Below are 16,487 nucleotides of genomic sequence, written 5' to 3'. Positions count from 1 at the left end.
ATAAAAAAGCCGGCTTATTTTTGAAGCCGGCTAAATTCATGCTAATGAGCCTGACGTACCCGTTACTTGCATGGGGATACCTCGTCCCCATCTGCGACAATTAATTGCTGTCCAGTAGCGTTACTTCACCCAAGCCGAGTTCTTCGAGCCGACCAAATTGCGTGGCGCGATCGCCCACCACCACCCAGATCATGGAATCCGGTTGCATGTATTCTTCGGCGATTTGCTGCACTTTTTCTACGCTCATGGCTTTGGCGATGGCCTCGTGTTTGCGCACATAGTCGGCGGGCCAGCGGAATTCACTCATTTTTTCCAGCAGGCTCAGTTTGGCGCGGGCAGTTTCAAACGCGCGGGCGTTGCTGCGGACCAGATAGGCGCGCGAGGTTTCCAGATCCTGCTCAGTGTAGGTCGGCGCATAGTCCTTGAGGATTTCGTCGATCAGCTGCACGGATTCCGCGGTGACGTTGGCGCGCACGCCGGTACCGATGGCAAAGGTGCCCAGATCTTTTTCCCCGTCTACCATGGAGCGGATGCCGTAGGTGTAACCCTTGCCCTCGCGCAGCTGCTGGGTGAGGCGCGAGGCGAAGCCGCCGCCGCCGAGGATGTAGTTGGTGAATACCGCCGGGTAATAGTCATCCGACAGTGCCGACATGGCGGGGCGGCCGATGCGCAGTACCGACTGTTTCGCCCCCGACACATCCACAAAATAAATACCCGGTTTTGCCGGCTCGGAATTCGCATTGAGGATAGTTACCGGCTTCGCCGGCCAGCTCTTGGCCAATGCCCCGAGGGCCTTGCGGAATTCCATCTCCGGAACATCTCCCACCACATGGACACGCGCCACCGACGGCGACAGGTAATCCCGGTAATAGGCCTTGAGATCATCCATGGTGATGGCCGCCACGGACTCCTCACTACCCAGCAGGTCGTAGCCGCGAATACTGTCTTTGCCGTAGCGCAGGCGCGCGAATGCCTGGCAGGCAATGGCATTGGGTTCCGCCGCCTGGCGCCGGATCAGGCTGGCAACGCTCTTCTTCGCCAGTTCCAGCTCCTTGGCATCCCAGCGCGGCTCCAGCAGCATTTCCTGCAGCAGCGCGAACACCTTGTCGAAATTGCGCGCCAGCGTGGTGACGTCAAAGCGAATGGAATTCTTACTGGCAGACACGTTGATGCTGGCACCCAGTTTCTGGATCTCGGTTTCCAGTTCCTCCGGGGTGCGCTTGTCGGTACCGCGCTCCATCAGCATGGCAGCGAGGTTGGCCACGCCGGTTTTGTCGAGCCGCTCCTGCAGCTGGCCACCGTCGATCACGATACTTAAATTGACTACGGGGACCTCGCTGCTCTCGATACCGAACACCTTCATCCCGCTGCCGTATATGTCGCGCCACACCGTCGGCACCGCTGTCTCTGCCGGGGCCCCCAGGGCCGGTTCTTTAGAGCGATCGAACGTGGACGAGGTCTTCTCAAATTCCGCTGCGGCGGAAGCATCAAACTGCTCCTCGGCGCCGTTGACGATTTTCTCCTCCACAATTTCCGCTTGTGAGGAATCCGCCAGCGCCTGCTCTACCTGCCCGCGCGGCACGAAGCTCGCGGCCACAAACGGCTTGCCCTTGATGTATTTCTCGTAAACCCGCTTTACATCATCCGCAGTGACCGCCAGCAGGCGTTGGATATCCTCGGTGACATAACTGGGGTTGTCGGTATACACCTGATACTGCGCGAGCTGGAAGCCCTTGCCGAGCACACTGGAAAGGCCCTCGTAGAACGCCACTTCCTGGCCGGCCTTGATCCGCTCCAGGTCCTCTTCCGCAATGCCGTCTTTTTCAAACTGCGCAAAGGCCTGTTGGATGCCCTCGTAGACCTCGTCGAGATCGCGCCCGGTAAATGCCTGTACCTGCAGTTGGATCTGCCCCGCCAGTTCGGACTCGTAACCCTCCATCGCCACGTCCGCGGTGACCTGCTTGTCTTCCACCAGCACCTTGTAAAGCGGCGCGCGCTTGCCTTCCGCCAGGTATTCCATCAGCACCGCCAGCGCGTAGCTGTCCGGGTGGTAGCGCTCCACCGCCGGCCACGCCAGGGTCAGCTCCGGCTCGCGTGCAAAGTTGTCTTCGTAGTAGCGGCGCACGCTCTGTTTCAGGCTCGCGGGTTGCTTGGCGGCGCGCTCGATGTCCTGGCCGGTGGGGATTTCCGCAAAATATTTTTCCACCAGCTTGCGGGCCTGCACCGTGTCAAAATCCCCGGCCACCACCAGCACCACATTGTTGGGCACGTACCAGCGGCGGAAGAACTCCTTCACATCGTCGAGGGTGGCGTTCTGCAGGTCTTCCAGCGAACCGATTACCTGCCAGTGGTAGGGATGGCCCTCCGGGTACAGGTTGCGGTCGATCACGTACTGGATGTGGCCGTAGGGGCGGTTGTCGTAGCTCTGGCGCTTCTCGTTCTTCACCACCTGCTTTTCCTTCGCCAGTACCGGCTCGGTCACGGTGTTGATAAACCACCCCAGCTTGTCGGCCTCGGCCCACAGCATTTTTTCCAGCGCGTCTTTCGGCACCGTCTGGTAGTAGTTGGTGACATCGCGGGAAGTGGAGCCGTTGGCGCCCGAACCACCGATGCGCGCACTCATCGCATCCAGCCCGCCCTTACCAAGGTTCTCGGACTCCAGGAACAACAGGTGCTCGAACAGGTGCGCAAAGCCCGTGCGCCCCTCCTTCTCCCGCGCGGAACCCACATGGGCGGTGAGCGACACCGCCACCACTGGGTCGGAGCGGTCCACATGGAAGATCACCTGCAGGCCGTTATCCAGCTGGAACTCGTCGTAATCGATGACGAACTCGGAGGACGACTGCGCCGGCGCAGCAGATTCAGTGCCGGACCTGTCGCACCCGACCAGGCCGATCGTAGAAGCAGAGACCGCAGCCAGCAGTACCGCCGAGCTGAGAAGATTCCTTAACATGGTGTATTCCTGTACGTAGTTATGCGCAGGAAGATAACAGGCAGCATGGGGATAGGCGACCGGCTCCGCCGCGCTTTAATCCCGAAAAACGCTCCTGCCGTGACAACAGCACATCCGGCAGCAAAATCACTGGATCTCATCGCTGCTGAGAAATCCGCTTACCTACACTGGATGCAACCCGCAAATCCGCCACGGAGCACCAGCATGAAAACCATCGGTTACGCCGCACAGAGCGCCGGCGACACCCTCGCCCCCTGGGAATTCGAGCGCCGCGACCTGCGCCCCAACGACGTGGCCATGGAGGTGCTGTACTGCGGCATCTGTTTTACCGACATCCACCAGGTACAGGACGACTGGGGCTGGGGTATTTTCCCGATGGTGCCGGGGCATGAAATTATCGGGCGCGTGATCGACGTGGGCGAAGACGTCAGCCAGTTCAAGAAAGGCGACACCGTCGCCGTGGGCTGCATGGTGGACTCCTGCCTGGAGTGCGACCAGTGCCACCACGGCGAGGAACAGTTCTGCCGCGAGGGCATGACCCTCACCTACGCCGGCCGCGACCGCATTACCGGCGAGACCACCCAGGGCGGCTACTCCAAGCATTTGGTGTGCCGCGAGGAATTTGTACTGCACATACCGGATGGCCTCGACCTCTCGCGCGCCGCACCGTTGCTGTGTGCAGGCATCACCACTTATTCCCCGCTGCGCCACTGGAACATCGGCCCCGGCAGCCAGGTAGGCGTGATCGGCCTCGGCGGTCTCGGGCATATGGCGGTAAAACTGGCAGCGGGCCTGGGTGCGGATGTGACGGTGCTCAGCCGCACCGAAGACAAGGAAGCCGACGCCCGGGACCTCGGCGCCGATGGCCTGCTGGTCTCCAGCGATGCCGCGGCGATGGAAGCGGCGCAGTCTTCGTTCGACCTGATCATCGACACCATTCCCGTCAAACACGACCTCACGCCCTACCTGCGGTTGCTGGATGTGGGCGGTGGGCTGGTGCTGGTTGGCCAGATAGGCCCGATCGAGGAAATGGACAGCGAACCGGTAGTAATGGGCCGCCGCTGTATTGTCGGCTCCGCCATCGGCGGCATAGCCGAGACCCAGGAGCTGATCGACTTTTGTGCCAAGAAAAATATCCTGCCGGAATGCGAGGTGATAAATATCAGTGAGGTGAACGATGCGCTTGAGCGACTCAAGCGCTCCGACGTACGCTACCGTTTTGTCATCGACATGGCCTCACTGGCCGCGCCCTAAGCGCAACAAAAGGCTTTGGTCGAAACCGCCATCAACGCAGGCCAAAATTTGAAATTTCAAATTCGCACAGAGAACGCCGGTGACAGTGACGCCATCCACCGCGTCACCGAGCTGGCATTCCGGGATGCCCCGCATACGGACCACACCGAGCAATTTATCGTGGCGGCGCTGCAGCGTGCCGGGGCACTCACACTTTCCCTTGTCGCTGAAGTCGGCAACGAAGTGATCGGCCATGTGGCCATTTCGCCCGTCGCCATCAGTGATGGCGCGCGCGGCTGGTTCGGGCTGGGGCCGATCTCCGTACTGCCGGAATTCCAGCAGCAGGGCGTGGGTTCCAGACTGATGCAGCGAGTACTCACTGACCTTGAAGCAATGGGCGCGGCTGGCTGTGTGGTGCTTGGCGATCCCGGCTACTACGGCCGCTTTGGATTCAAGGTAGTGGAGGGATTGGTATACCCTGGCGTGCCGCCGGAGTACTTTCAGGCGCGAGCCTTTACCGGCAGCTTTCCGCAGGGAGAGGTTGCGTACCACAAGGCATTCTTCGCCCAGAGCTAAGAGCGCCACTACACTTTGCGCAATACTCGACAACTATGGCAATTTTCCATTTTGATCCAGCAATACAAACCAGGACCAACGATAAACAATGAAATTCCTGTGATCAGCTACCGCCCCTGTCGTGCGGAGGATGTGGACGCCGCGGTGCCGCTGATCTACAGCTGAGGGACAGCTTCATTCGACTATGTGTTCCGCGACGGGCACTCGTAGCAGGCGCGGGACTTTCTTCCATGCGTTTGTCCGCGGCGATTCGGAATTTGGCTAATGCCAACATACAGCAGCGGTGATTGACGGTGAGGCTGTGGCTGTTGGTGGCATGCGTAACAGTGCGCGGAATCTGCGCTTGACGATTACAGCCTCCCGAGACATCGTGCGTTTTTATTCTCTGTTCACAGTTGCGCGTGTTGTCATCCGTGGCCTTTGTATCAGCGCCTGGGGTTCATTCCGCAGCGCACCAAAAATTCTACATTGCAGTCGCAATTTGATCGGGTTGTGGATCATACCTATATGGAGATGGAGATGGAGCTAGATCTGACCTGAACACTCGTTTCTGAAACCCTGCAGCTCTCAGTGTTTCAAGAACTGACGAATCATAATTTCCAACCAATCCCCATAAACATACTGGTTAGAATATTTCCGAGCAAAGTTTGGACCGGCAATCAGAATTACTCTCGGCTTTGTCACTTCCAGTAAGTCGCACTTCCTACGCCGTCAGCTCCCGCTTGACGACGTCTCATACGGAAATTTTAAGTCTCAAATCTGTCCCTGGTGGCAAATAAAATTTATGGGTGATATTCAAAATTTCAGACATAAAAAATTGCCAATCTTGTGATTATAGAAGCATCAAAAGATTGTCGACATATAGACTAGGTAGGATTGCGGGAATGGATTGATCATGTTAGCTTTTTGTTCGCTTTATTTGAGCGGAAATAAAAATCACGTAAAAATACGTAAAATAACGAAGTTTTAGGGAAATATATGTTTAAGAAAATCGCAGCGACGGCGTTCCTGAGCACCCTTTTCACTGGATGTGTAAGCGTTAAGCACGTACCACTTACTGCAGAATCGTCGCAGGCATTACAAGGTAAAACCGTGGTCGCCACTCAGTTCGAGACCCCGGACTTTACGGCTTTTACTGCCGGCAAAGCGACTTTGGGCTTGATTGGCGCGGCCGCAATGGTTTCTGCGGGGAACGAGATTGTCCGTGAAAATGAGGTGCAAGACCCGGCGCTTTCCATTAGCGCCGGACTTATGGAGCGTCTGGCAGCATCTCGCGCGATGGAACTGAAGGAAAATAATGGCACTGTCGCAGCGAATGACAAGATCGCCACGCTCGTGTCGGAGTATCCTGGTGCAGACTATATTCTCGATGTAAAAACCACAGGTTGGATGTTCAACTACTATCCCGCGGACTGGACGCACTACAAGGTTACCTACAACGCCAGAATGCGATTGATTGATAGTGTTAATCAGAGCGTGATTTCAGAGACGCTTTGCAGTTCTGTGCAAGGTGACGATAACGCCCCTCCCACAAAAGACGACCTTCTGAACGAAGATGCCAAATTGTTGAAAGAGTATTTGGCCAAAGCATCTAATGCATGTGTCGAAGTGCTCTCCAAGGAAGTACTGATGCTATAAGCGCATCAAATGTGATGCGACTCAGCAAGGGCGCCATTCGGCGCCTTTTTACTTGAGCTGGCCGCCCAGGTCGATTTCCGCTTCGTGTTTCACGACGCCGCAGCTACGGCTGCCCTGTTTTGTGTCATCATGCTTTCTCCACCAACGCGTTGTCCTTTTCCGTAGCGCGACTATACGCGTCGCGATCGGTGACGCGCTTGGCGTAATCAGAAAATTCCGCACGTTTTTCAATGGTGCCGAACTCCAATCCCCAGTTGATCTGCGCTCCCACATACACGTCGGCGGCGGTAAAACGTTCCCCAGTCACATATTTGTGTCCCGTAAACCAGTTGGAGAGGTTGTCGAGCACCGCGGCGTAGCTGCCGTAGCCCACCATCATCTGCTTCTGCGCATCTGGCTCGATACCGAAAGTCTTGGTGTCGATGATCGCTGACTCCAATGGGCCCGCGGTAAAGAACAGCCAGCGGTAGTAGCTGGCGCGCTCTTCCGGCGTGGGTGCCAGCCCCGCTTGCGGGAAGGCTTCCGCCAGGTAGGCGCAGATGGCGGCGCCCTCGGTCACCACTTCACCGCGGTGCACAATGGCCGGCACTTTGCCCATGGGGTTGATCTTGAGGTAGGCGGGCGCTTTCATGCTGCCACCGTATTCGAGCACTTCCGTGCGATAGGGCGCTCCCACCTCCTCCAGCATCCAGCGCGCAATGCGGCCGCGGGACTGGGGGTTGGTATAGAGAATAACTTCATCTTGCATGCCTGCTCTCCCTAGCTCTTGATTTGTCTTCGGTTGTGAGGGTGTGTAATCCGAACGCGGTTACTGTAACCGCCAATGAAGCGATATACCGCCCAATACATTGAACCGGGGGTAAGTCACGTGGAACCCGACGACACACGAGCCTACGCCGCTGACTATGGCGACAGCATGAAAAGCCTTTGTCCTGCACTGTAAGGAGCAGCATCTAGTCTCGACTTTACTGTTACCATGCCGCGCTTAAACCAGCCGCCGATCATTTTTCGACCATTGCCCGAATTGAGAATCCACATGACATTCCACACCCTGGGACTGAGTGACCCGATCCTGCAGGCCCTTGAAGAAAAGGGCTACGCTACCCCCACCGAGATCCAGCGCAAGGCGATTCCCGCCATTCTGGAGGGGCGCGACGTGCTCGCGACCGCACAGACCGGTACTGGTAAAACCGCCGCGTTTGTGCTGCCGATACTGCAGGCGCTCGGTGGGGAGCGCGAACGCCGCCCCAAGCGTTTCCGCGCGCTGATTCTGGTGCCGACTCGCGAACTCGCCATACAAGTGCAGGACAATATCCAGCTGTATGGGAAGCATCTGGCGGTCACCTCCATGTCTATGGTGGGCGGGGTGGACCTGGAGCCACAGAAGCAGCAGTTGATCGAGGGCGTGGATATTGTGGTCGCCACACCGGGTCGCCTACTGGATCTCGCGTACCAGCGCGCACTCTATTTTGACGAGCTGGAAATACTGGTGCTGGATGAAGCCGACCGCATGCTGGATATGGGGTTTATCGACGACCTCGACAAAATCATTGCGCGCCTGCCGGCGGAGCGCCAGAGCATGCTGTTCTCCGCGACCCTGTCGAGCCAGGTCAAGTCGCTGGCGAGATCAGTGGTCAACAATCCCGTTGATGTCTCCGTTGCCAGCAACCAGAAAACCGCACCGAAGATTTCCCAGTGGCTGATCGCGGTCGACAAACACAATAAGTCGGCGCTGCTCAGCCACCTGATCAAGGAGCGCAACTGGAAGCAGGCGCTGATTTTTATCCGCACCCAGCACGGCGCGGCCAAACTGGTGAGTCAGCTGGAGAAGCGCGACATAAAGGCGGAGGCGATCCACGGCGGCAAAAGCCAGGCCTCGCGCTCGAAGATCCTTGCCGATTTCAAATCCGGTGAACTGAACATACTCGTCGCCACCGGCGTTGCCGCACGCGGTATCGATATCGACGAGCTGGAGCGGGTGGTCAATTACGATATGCCCGACGAGGCCGACGAATATATCCACCGTATCGGCCGCACCGGCCGCGCCGGCCTGTCCGGTGAGGCGGTATCGCTGGTGTCGAAGGACGATTTCAAGCGGCTGTGTGCGGTGGAACGTCGGCTGGGGAAAATCATCGATCGGGTAATCATCGAGGAATTCCCGGTGGTCAAAGACCTGCCGCCATCAAATTTAAACTTTGTCCCCAAAAGTGGTAAAACGTCCAAACACCCGAAAAAAGAAAACCAAACCGCGAAGGCGGAACAGCCAGCAGCGAAAACGCCATGGGGAGGTATTAGGAAATGATCGACTTCAATAACAAGAGCGTGTTCAAACTCAAGCAGAATGCCGACTTCGCCGAAAAGGTAGCGCCGCTGCTTTTGGATGGTGAGGAAGTGCTGGATTCGTTCAAATCCATGCGTGACGGCGTGGTGTTCACCAGCAAGCGCATCATCGCGCTGAATGTGCAGGGCATCACCGGCAGCAAGAAGGATTTTACCTCCCTGCCTTACAAGAACATCGTCGCCTGGTCTGTGGAGACCTCCGGCACCTTGGATATCGACAGCGAGCTGGAACTATATTTTTCCGCGGTGGGCAAGGTGCGCTTCGAGTTCAGTGGCAAATCGCGGCTGATGGATATCGCGCACTATATTGCGCGCTACGCACTTTGATCCCGGCCTTCAATCGGGCACTATCCAGCTAATTGATTGATTGCAGGCTGGCAGTATGTCTGAGAAAAGATCCCCGGCGGCTGGCCGCGTGAAGGGCAAGATCCGCACCTGGAATGACGACAAGGGTTTCGGTTTTATTGAACCGATGCTCGGCGGCAAGCAGGTATTTATCCATATCAAGGCGCTCGGCAATCGCCAGCGCCGGCCTGCAGTCGGCGAGGTGGTGACTTACGAACTGTCTTCCGACCGCCAGGGGCGCCCCTGTGCGGTGAAGGCAGCACTGGCGGGGGACAAGCCCACTTCCAAACCCCAGGCCAAGCGCAAGTCAGCAAGCACTAACTCCGGCAATTCCCGACCGCTGCTGGTAGGCCTGGTATTTATTGGCTTGGTTGCCGCCTCGGTAACACTCGGCAAGCTGCCCCCGCTGGTGCTGCTGCTTTACATCGGCATGAGCCTGCTGACCTACCTGTTCTATTACCTCGACAAGTCCGCCGCCCGTGCCGGCAACTGGCGCACCAAGGAAAGCACGCTCCACCTGATGTCCCTGCTGGGCGGCTGGCCCGGTGCCTGGCTGGCCCAGCAAAAATTGCGGCACAAATCCCGCAAACAGCCGTTCCGGTTCATCTTCTGGCTCACCGTGCTCGCCAATATTGGCGCGCTGGTATGGTTGCATACTGCTGATGGTTCCGCGCACCTAAGTATGTTGCTGGGTAGCCACAGCAGCTTTCCGTTCTGAGTCCGATCATTTCATGCCTTAAAACCTTCAACCTTTAGAGAAACAAGATGAAAACAATAAAGACATTCTCCGCTCTTCTCTTTTTGCTGTTATTTGCCTCTTGCGCATCCTCCGAGCCGTTTTCTTACGGCGAATCGCGCACGATCAAATCGGAAATATTGGGTAAAGAAAAGGCCATCCAGGTCCATTTACCTTCCGATACCGGGCACCCGAATCAGAAGTTTCCGGTGCTGTACCTGCTGCACGGCCAGTGGGACATGCTGGCGGCGATGGCAACGCTGGACCTGATAGCCACTACGGTTCCGGACTTTATGGTGGTGGGTATCGACAGTCTCGGGGCAGAACTGGATGTAAAGGAAGATGAGGACAAGTTCGCGGCCTTTCTTGAGCGAGAGCTCTTTTCTTTCATAGAGCGCGAATATCCCGCGGCGGATTTTCGTATTCTTTCCGGCCACTCCCATGCCGGGAAATATGTGATGCAGCAGTGGCTGATGGATACCCTACCAGTTTCCCGCTATTTCGCCTTCAGCCCCTCGCTGGACGATGGCTACATCCTCGATAAGGTTCAGACCCTTCCGAAAGACACTCTGGGCAAACACAAGCCACTGCTGTTGACCATGGCCAGTGAAGGCGAGCACATGTATGCGCCCTATGCCAAGCTGGATGCCATCCTGACGGCCGCACTGCCGAAGCAGTATTCGTCCCGTCACTTCCCGGAAGAGACACACCGCAGCACCAAGCATCCCTCGATGAAGTTTGCCCTGCAGGCAAGCTTCCCCGAGTGGGCACCTTCCCGCGAGGTGATGATGTCTGGAGCTGCGGCATTCAAACAGCATTACAACACGCTGACCGCTCGCTATGGCCTTTCCGCACTCCCATCGGTGGAAATGTTGCAACAGCTTACGGCTCGCTATTCAGTTGCCGACTCGACAGAATTACAAGCTCAGCTCGAGCCCATGTTCGACTATGCGCTACACGATCTAAGATTGTCACCGACGCCGTTTGTGGAAATCGTGGATTACCTTACCGATAACGGATACGCACAGGCCAGCGAACTCTATCTCGCCGCGCTGTGTCAGACCGACGAAAGTATTGCACGCTGCAAGCCCGGTGCAACTAAACCGTGATTTAGCCAATGGGAGGGTTTCTGTTCGGCAAAGACTTCGCGGTGTATATCAAAGGATAGAAATGGCACATTCGTGGTTTTACCCGCCAATAATTTAACTGCTGCTGTCGATTTTGAACTATCTGCTGCGACTATTGGATAGCTGCGCAATTCAGCGCTGGCGCCAACGGAGAAAATGCCATGTCCAGAAAGATATTTGTAAACCTGCCAGTCGCCGATCTGGGAAAATCCGTCGAGTTCTTCTCCTGGCTCGGCTTTGAGTTCAACCCCCAGTTCACCGACGAAACCGCGACGTGCATGATCATCGGCGAGAGCAATTTTGTCATGCTGCTGACCGGCGAGAAATACAAGAGCTTCACACCCGGGCTTGAGATCTGCGATACGGAGAAGAGTAGTGAAGTAATAGTGTGCCTGTCTGCGGAAAGTCGTGAAGAGGTGGATTCGATGATTGAAAAAGCGATTGCGGCCGGTGGTAGCGCCTACCGCGAGCCGGAGGAATACGGTTTTATGTACGGCCGTGCCTTCCGCGATCCGGACGGCCACATCTGGGAACTTGTGTGGATGGATGCTGCTGCGATGCAGCAGGCGGGCTGAATAATTGGCCCTCATGAAGCGTGGGATGTTCGCCAGCAGGCGTAGGACTGGCTGGCGAGCAACACCCTTTGGGCGTACCGATGAACGGTAAGCAGCAATAGGACGGCGGTTACTTATCGTGTGCGCGATAGATTCAATTTTGTTAAGTAACCCTGAACCGAATTTTCACAATAAATAAACATGAAAATTTTCTTAACTGCTCTCACGTTTATTACTGCAGCTTTTCTGGGGCTTGCCAGCCATGCGGATGATGCGGGCTTCGCAATAGAAGAGGAATCGGAACTCGCAGTACCGCAGCCCGGTCCACACCAGGGCGGCGGCGCGACCACGGCATTTCCATTTTTTTCTGGCGTACCCGATCTGGAGATCGTGTTCCGCAAGCGCATCTTGCACCCGGGCGCAGCGATTGGATATCACGAGCAGCACAAGGATGAAATCTATTATGTGGCGAGTGGTACCGGTGAGCTGACCATGAATGGGGAAAAGTCGCAGGTTGGCCCCGGCACGTCCATCCTGACGCGACAGGGGAATTCCCACGGGTTGCGGCAAACGGGCTCCGAGGACCTGGTGATTTTTATCGTCTACCGCAAGGATGGATGACCATTAGGTCTTTCATTCTGGAATTCCTGTAATGGCCGCCCTTGAAACACACAAAGTCGCCGCCATAACGCGTAGGCGTAACCGCATCCCCTTCCTCCAATAAGAGATCATCATGGCAAACCAAGAAATCACCGAGATCAAACGCATCTTTACTTCCAGACTGGATGTGCTCGACCATATTCTGTCAATCGGCGAGAAGCATACTGCCGATACCGGCGCGCTGCTGCAGGAGCGCCTGGCGGAGGATATGTTCCCGTTTGGCGCGCAGGTGGCTCTGGTGTGCAACCAGCCGCGCGGCTTCGCGCAATGGTGCGCCGGTCAGCCGGTTGAGAACCTGAGCATTGAGGTGGCGTCGCTGGAGCAAGCGCGCGCGCATATTGCTGAGACCAAGAAAATGGTTGAGGGCATTACCGCCGATGACAGCAAGCTGGATGAAGTGAAGCGCATCGGCCTCGGCCCGGGCCGCTATGCCGAACTGCCGGCACGCCAGTACATCAACGATTACCTGGTGCCGAATGTGTATTTCCACATTTCCATGGCTTACGCGATTCTGCGCAAGCTGGGTGCCCCGATCGGCAAGGCCGATTACATGACCTACCTCGCGCCGCATATCAAGCAGGAAGCATAATCAACGGGCTGCGCTCGTTTACGCAGCCCGTGACTTTCAAAAGCCGGTCACACTTCGTCGACCGGCTTTTTCATTTCTGCATTCTGAAACTGCAACTCCGCCAGGCGCTTGTACAGCGGCGATGTCTGCACCAGCTCCGCATGGGTGCCCTGTGCGACCACCTGCCCCTGATCCAGTACCGCAATGCGATCGGCGTGCAGGATAGTGGCCAGGCGGTGGGCGATGACGATGGTGGTGCGGTTTTTCATCAGTGCCTGCAGCGCCTGCTGCACGTGGTGCTCGCTCTCGGCATCCAGCGCACTGGTGGCCTCGTCCAGCAGCAGAATTTTCGGATCTTTGAGAATCGCGCGGGCGATAGCGATGCGCTGCTTCTGGCCACCGGAGAGACGCGTGCCCTGCTCGCCCAGATGGCTGTTGTAGCCGTCCGGCAGTTGCTGGATAAAGTCGTGGGCGTGGGCTGCCCTGGCGGCGGCAATAACCTCCTCGTCGCTGGCATCGGGCTTGCCGTAGCGGATGTTGTACCAGACATCGGCGGTGAACAGCGCCGGCTGCTGCGGCACCACCGCCATCTGGCGGCGCAGGGTATGGGTATCCAGCTCGCGGATGTCGGTGCCGTTCAGGGTGATGCGCCCGTGTTGCGGGTCGTAGAAGCGCTGCAGCAGTTCCAGCAGGGTGGATTTGCCGGCGCCGGAGGGACCTACCAGCGCCAGGCTTTTGCCGGCGGCGACATCGAGATTGAGGCCGTGTATGGCGGGGTGATCCGGTCGCGAGGGGTAGCGGAATTCCACTGCCTCGAAGGCCATGCGCGCTTCGCCTTTTTCTGTGGATAACTCTGGGTGTGCACTGCCATCGCTCACCGGAATTTCCGCTTTCACATTCAACAGGTCCACCAGCCGCTCGGTAGCGCCGGTGGCACGCTGCAGTTCGCCGTAGACTTCGGAAATGGTGGCGACGGCGGAGCCCATCATGATCGCGTAGAACACGAAGGCGGCGAGGTCGCCACTGCTCATGCGCCCGGCAATCATGTCGTTGCCGCCCACCCACAACAGGGTGCCGACGGCGCCGAACATCAGCAGGATCACGACGGACACCAGCAGCGAGCGCTGGCGTATGCGCCGCTTGGCCACGTCAAAGGCGGTTTCCACTTCCCTAGCGAACGCCTGGGTTTCGTGTTGCTCGCGGGTGTAGCTCTGCACGGTTTTGATGTGCTGGATGATTTCCCCAGCGTAAGTGCCCACATCAGCGATGGAGTCCTGGCTGGCCTTGGACAGCTTTCGCACCCGGCGGCCATAGAGCACGATGGGCATCAACACCAGCGGCACCCCCACCAGCACCAGCAGGCTCAGTTTCAGGTTGGTGAACAGCAGCAGCGCCAGGGCGCCGACAAACATCAGTGCGCTGCGCAGCGCCATCGAGAAGGAGCTGCCGATGATGTGTTGCAGCAGGGTGGTGTCGGTGGTGAGGCGGGACATGATCTCGCCGCTGCGGTTGGTCTCGAAGTAGCTCGGGTGCAGGGTGACGATATGCGCGAACACCGCGTTGCGCAGATCCGCCACCACGCGCTCACCCAACCAAGACACCAGGTAGTGACGCGCATAGGTGCCCGCGGCCATCAGCACCGCCAGTACCATGAGCACCAGCACCGCGTGGGCGAGGGCCTCGCTGGTATCCCCGGTCAGCCCCTGGTCCACCAGCAGGCGAACGCCCTGGCCGATAGACAGGGTGACAACCGCAGTAAATACCAGCGCCACCACCGCGCCCGTGAGTATCGCTTTGTACGGCCGGACAAACTGCCAGAGCGCACCCATCATTTGGCGGGCGCTCATATTCGCGGCGTTAGTGGATTCTGCTTGCGGCGCTGTGGTGCTGGCGACGGATTCGACGGCGTTCGACATACTGGCTACCCGGGTGATTCGGACATTCAGTATACGGGCATGTGCCTGGCCTCACAGCGCCGCTCGGCGCATATTGGTCGCGTCAGGTGTGGCCACCTATGGCGGAAAGTTTCCTCTCGGCAGGCGACAGAGGCGTAACTTTGTACCGTTAATTGGCGGCTGAGCCTGCTGATTTTTGCCCGAGTCGGTTTATCTATTTCAGGCACAGCGATATTCTTGCCACTTCCCAGTTGATGTACAGACGGCCGCACAGTTGCGCGGTCCCCTTTTGAATGGTTGGCAAATCTGCTGCTATGACCCACTCCGATCTCCATATCCCCGGTTACACCGTGCACGGCCCCATCGGCCAGGGCGGAATGGCATCGGTTTATCTGGCCACCCAGGAATCCCTCAACCGCAAGGTGGCGATCAAGGTACTGCGCAACAGCGCGCATGACACCAGTGGGGCGCAGCTGAACGAGCGCTTTATCAATGAGGCGCACTTCATTGCCAGCCTCAACAACCCACACATCATCACGATCCACGATATTTCTACCCTGCCCGGTGGCGATCACTACATCGCCATGGAATTTCTCGGCGGTGGCGACCTGGATGAGAACCGCGGGCGCTTCCGCGAACCGGCGGCGATTCTGCGACTGATCCGCGAGATTGCCGAGGGGCTGTCGGTGGTGCACGAGCAGGGCATCATCCACCGGGATGTGAAGCCGGCGAATATCCTGTTCCGCAAGGATGCCACCGCGGTGCTCACCGACTTCGGTATTGCCAAGGATGTGGATAACAATTCCGACCTCACCCAGGCCGGCCTCAGCCTCGGTAGTCCGTCCTACAGCAGCCCGGAGCAGGCCCAGGGGCAGCCGCTGGATATCACCACGGATATCTACAGCCTCGGCGTGATCCTGCTGGAGCTGCTTTTGGGCTATAACCCCTTCAAGGGCGACAGCCACACCTGCACCGCGATCAACCATATCCAGCAAGCGCTGCCGCCACTGCCGGCGAAATATGCCTACCTGACGCCGCTGCTGGCACAGATGCTGGCGAAGTCGCCCGCTGACCGTTTCCGGGACTGCGATGCGCTGGTGGCCGCAATCAACCCGCTGCTCGACCCGACCGCCCCCGCGCAGGTGGCCGGGACCAAACCCGCAACCTTCAAGATGCCAACCTGGCTCGCGGTCAAGCCGCGCCTGTTGCTACCGGTACTGGGTGTGGTCGCGGCGATACTGCTGGTGTTTGCGCTGGGCTACGAAAGCGAGACCGACCGCGAGATCAAACGCCTGCTGCAGCAGGCCGAGGTCCGCTTGCAGGATGCGCGCTATATCGCCCCAGAGCAGGACAATGCGCGCTACTACTACCGCCAGGTACTGCTGCTCGACGAGGACAACCGCGATGCGCTCGAGGGCCTGGTGCGAGTGACCGAAAAGCTGGTGGAGGACTATGTGACGCGCGGTGCCGAGGCGCTGGAGCGTGGCAAACTCAACAGTCCCAGGGGTAGCAGTGCGCTTTACTACTATCGCGAGGCGCTGGCGCTGGATGCGGAGAACCCGCAGGCACAGGCAGGAATCAACCAGATCGTGGATGAATTCGCCCACCGCGCCCGCACCAACCTGCTGGAAAACGACCTGGGGAGCGCCGACCGCAATGTCAAACGCGGTCTGAATATTCAGCCGGACGATGCGGAATTGCTGGCGCTGCGCCAGGAGATCAACCAAAAAATGCCGGCGGCGAAGCGGCTGATACGCGATGTGTTTGGCAAGTTGCGGGAAAAAATCGACAAAGATGGCTGAAGAGTCGGCCCTCACACCGCAGCAGACTGCCGGGTCTGAATTGAAGTGCAGACTGGGCGT

The 16,487-nt window shown here is 57.9% G+C and carries 14 protein-coding genes; 11 read left to right on the top strand and 3 right to left on the bottom strand.

Annotation, left to right across the window (positions count from 1 at the left end):
• Positions 1–100 precede the first annotated feature (100 nt).
• Positions 101–2,953, bottom strand: coding sequence for a M16 family metallopeptidase (locus tag R5R33_RS11750; protein ID WP_318952893.1), 2,853 nt, complete (start codon positions 2,951–2,953; stop codon positions 101–103).
• A 204-nt stretch (positions 2,954–3,157) separates the two neighbouring features.
• Here R5R33_RS11750 and R5R33_RS11745 point away from each other — a divergent pair, with 204 nt between their 5' ends.
• The 3 genes from R5R33_RS11745 to R5R33_RS11735 all read left to right on the top strand — a co-directional run bounded on the left by R5R33_RS11745 (position 3,158) and on the right by R5R33_RS11735 (position 6,400).
• On the top strand, positions 3,158–4,207 hold the full coding sequence (locus R5R33_RS11745) for an NAD(P)-dependent alcohol dehydrogenase (RefSeq protein ID WP_318952892.1): 1,050 nt from the start codon (positions 3,158–3,160) through the stop codon (positions 4,205–4,207).
• 48 nt (positions 4,208–4,255) lie between these two features.
• A complete protein-coding gene (locus R5R33_RS11740; RefSeq protein WP_318952891.1) occupies positions 4,256–4,762 on the top strand; it encodes a GNAT family N-acetyltransferase in 507 nt (168 codons plus the stop codon).
• 978 nt (positions 4,763–5,740) lie between these two features.
• Positions 5,741–6,400, top strand: coding sequence for a hypothetical protein (locus tag R5R33_RS11735; RefSeq protein ID WP_318952890.1), 660 nt, complete (start codon positions 5,741–5,743; stop codon positions 6,398–6,400).
• A 127-nt stretch (positions 6,401–6,527) separates the two neighbouring features.
• Here R5R33_RS11735 and R5R33_RS11730 read toward each other — a convergent pair whose 3' ends face one another.
• Positions 6,528–7,148, bottom strand: a complete 621-nt coding sequence (locus tag R5R33_RS11730; RefSeq protein ID WP_318952889.1) for a glutathione S-transferase family protein — start codon at positions 7,146–7,148, stop codon at positions 6,528–6,530.
• Positions 7,149–7,436: 288 nt separating this feature from the next.
• Between R5R33_RS11730 and R5R33_RS11725 the strand changes: the two genes are divergently transcribed.
• The 7 genes from R5R33_RS11725 (at position 7,437) to R5R33_RS11695 (ending at position 12,751) form a co-directional block, all read left to right on the top strand.
• On the top strand, positions 7,437–8,702 hold the full coding sequence (locus R5R33_RS11725) for a DEAD/DEAH box helicase (RefSeq protein ID WP_318952888.1): 1,266 nt from the start codon (positions 7,437–7,439) through the stop codon (positions 8,700–8,702).
• Positions 8,699–9,067 carry a PH domain-containing protein gene (locus R5R33_RS11720; RefSeq protein ID WP_318952887.1) on the top strand — a complete coding sequence of 123 codons (369 nt, stop codon included), beginning with the start codon at positions 8,699–8,701 and terminating at the stop codon, positions 9,065–9,067. Before R5R33_RS11725 ends, R5R33_RS11720 begins: the two co-directional genes overlap by 4 nt.
• A 55-nt stretch (positions 9,068–9,122) precedes the next feature.
• Positions 9,123–9,803 carry a DUF1294 domain-containing protein gene (locus tag R5R33_RS11715; protein ID WP_318952886.1) on the top strand — a complete coding sequence of 227 codons (681 nt, stop codon included), beginning with the start codon at positions 9,123–9,125 and terminating at the stop codon, positions 9,801–9,803.
• 47 nt (positions 9,804–9,850) lie between these two features.
• The gene (locus tag R5R33_RS11710; protein ID WP_318952885.1) at positions 9,851–10,930 is read left to right on the top strand and encodes an alpha/beta hydrolase; all 1,080 of its coding nucleotides are present in this window, start codon (positions 9,851–9,853) and stop codon (positions 10,928–10,930) included.
• A 179-nt stretch (positions 10,931–11,109) separates the two neighbouring features.
• A complete protein-coding gene (locus R5R33_RS11705) occupies positions 11,110–11,523 on the top strand; it encodes a VOC family protein (protein ID WP_318952884.1) in 414 nt (137 codons plus the stop codon).
• 180 nt (positions 11,524–11,703) lie between these two features.
• Positions 11,704–12,123, top strand: coding sequence for a cupin domain-containing protein (locus R5R33_RS11700; RefSeq protein ID WP_318952883.1), 420 nt, complete (start codon positions 11,704–11,706; stop codon positions 12,121–12,123).
• 112 nt (positions 12,124–12,235) lie between these two features.
• On the top strand, positions 12,236–12,751 hold the full coding sequence (locus R5R33_RS11695) for a DUF1993 domain-containing protein (RefSeq protein ID WP_318952882.1): 516 nt from the start codon (positions 12,236–12,238) through the stop codon (positions 12,749–12,751).
• Between the two features lie 47 nt (positions 12,752–12,798).
• Here the strand turns inward: R5R33_RS11695 and R5R33_RS11690 are convergent, their stop codons facing one another.
• A complete protein-coding gene (locus tag R5R33_RS11690; RefSeq protein ID WP_318955729.1) occupies positions 12,799–14,577 on the bottom strand; it encodes an ABC transporter transmembrane domain-containing protein in 1,779 nt (592 codons plus the stop codon).
• A gap of 362 nt (positions 14,578–14,939) precedes the next feature.
• Here R5R33_RS11690 and R5R33_RS11685 point away from each other — a divergent pair, with 362 nt between their 5' ends.
• A complete protein-coding gene (locus R5R33_RS11685) occupies positions 14,940–16,427 on the top strand; it encodes a serine/threonine-protein kinase (RefSeq protein WP_318952881.1) in 1,488 nt (495 codons plus the stop codon).
• Positions 16,428–16,487: the final 60 nt, after the last annotated feature.

It is taken from the genome of Microbulbifer pacificus, assembly GCF_033723955.1.
In the GTDB taxonomy this organism is placed as follows: domain Bacteria; phylum Pseudomonadota; class Gammaproteobacteria; order Pseudomonadales; family Cellvibrionaceae; genus Microbulbifer; species Microbulbifer pacificus.
The sequence above is the reverse complement of the archived record's forward strand: the minus strand, read 5'-3'. Positions and strand labels throughout refer to the sequence as shown.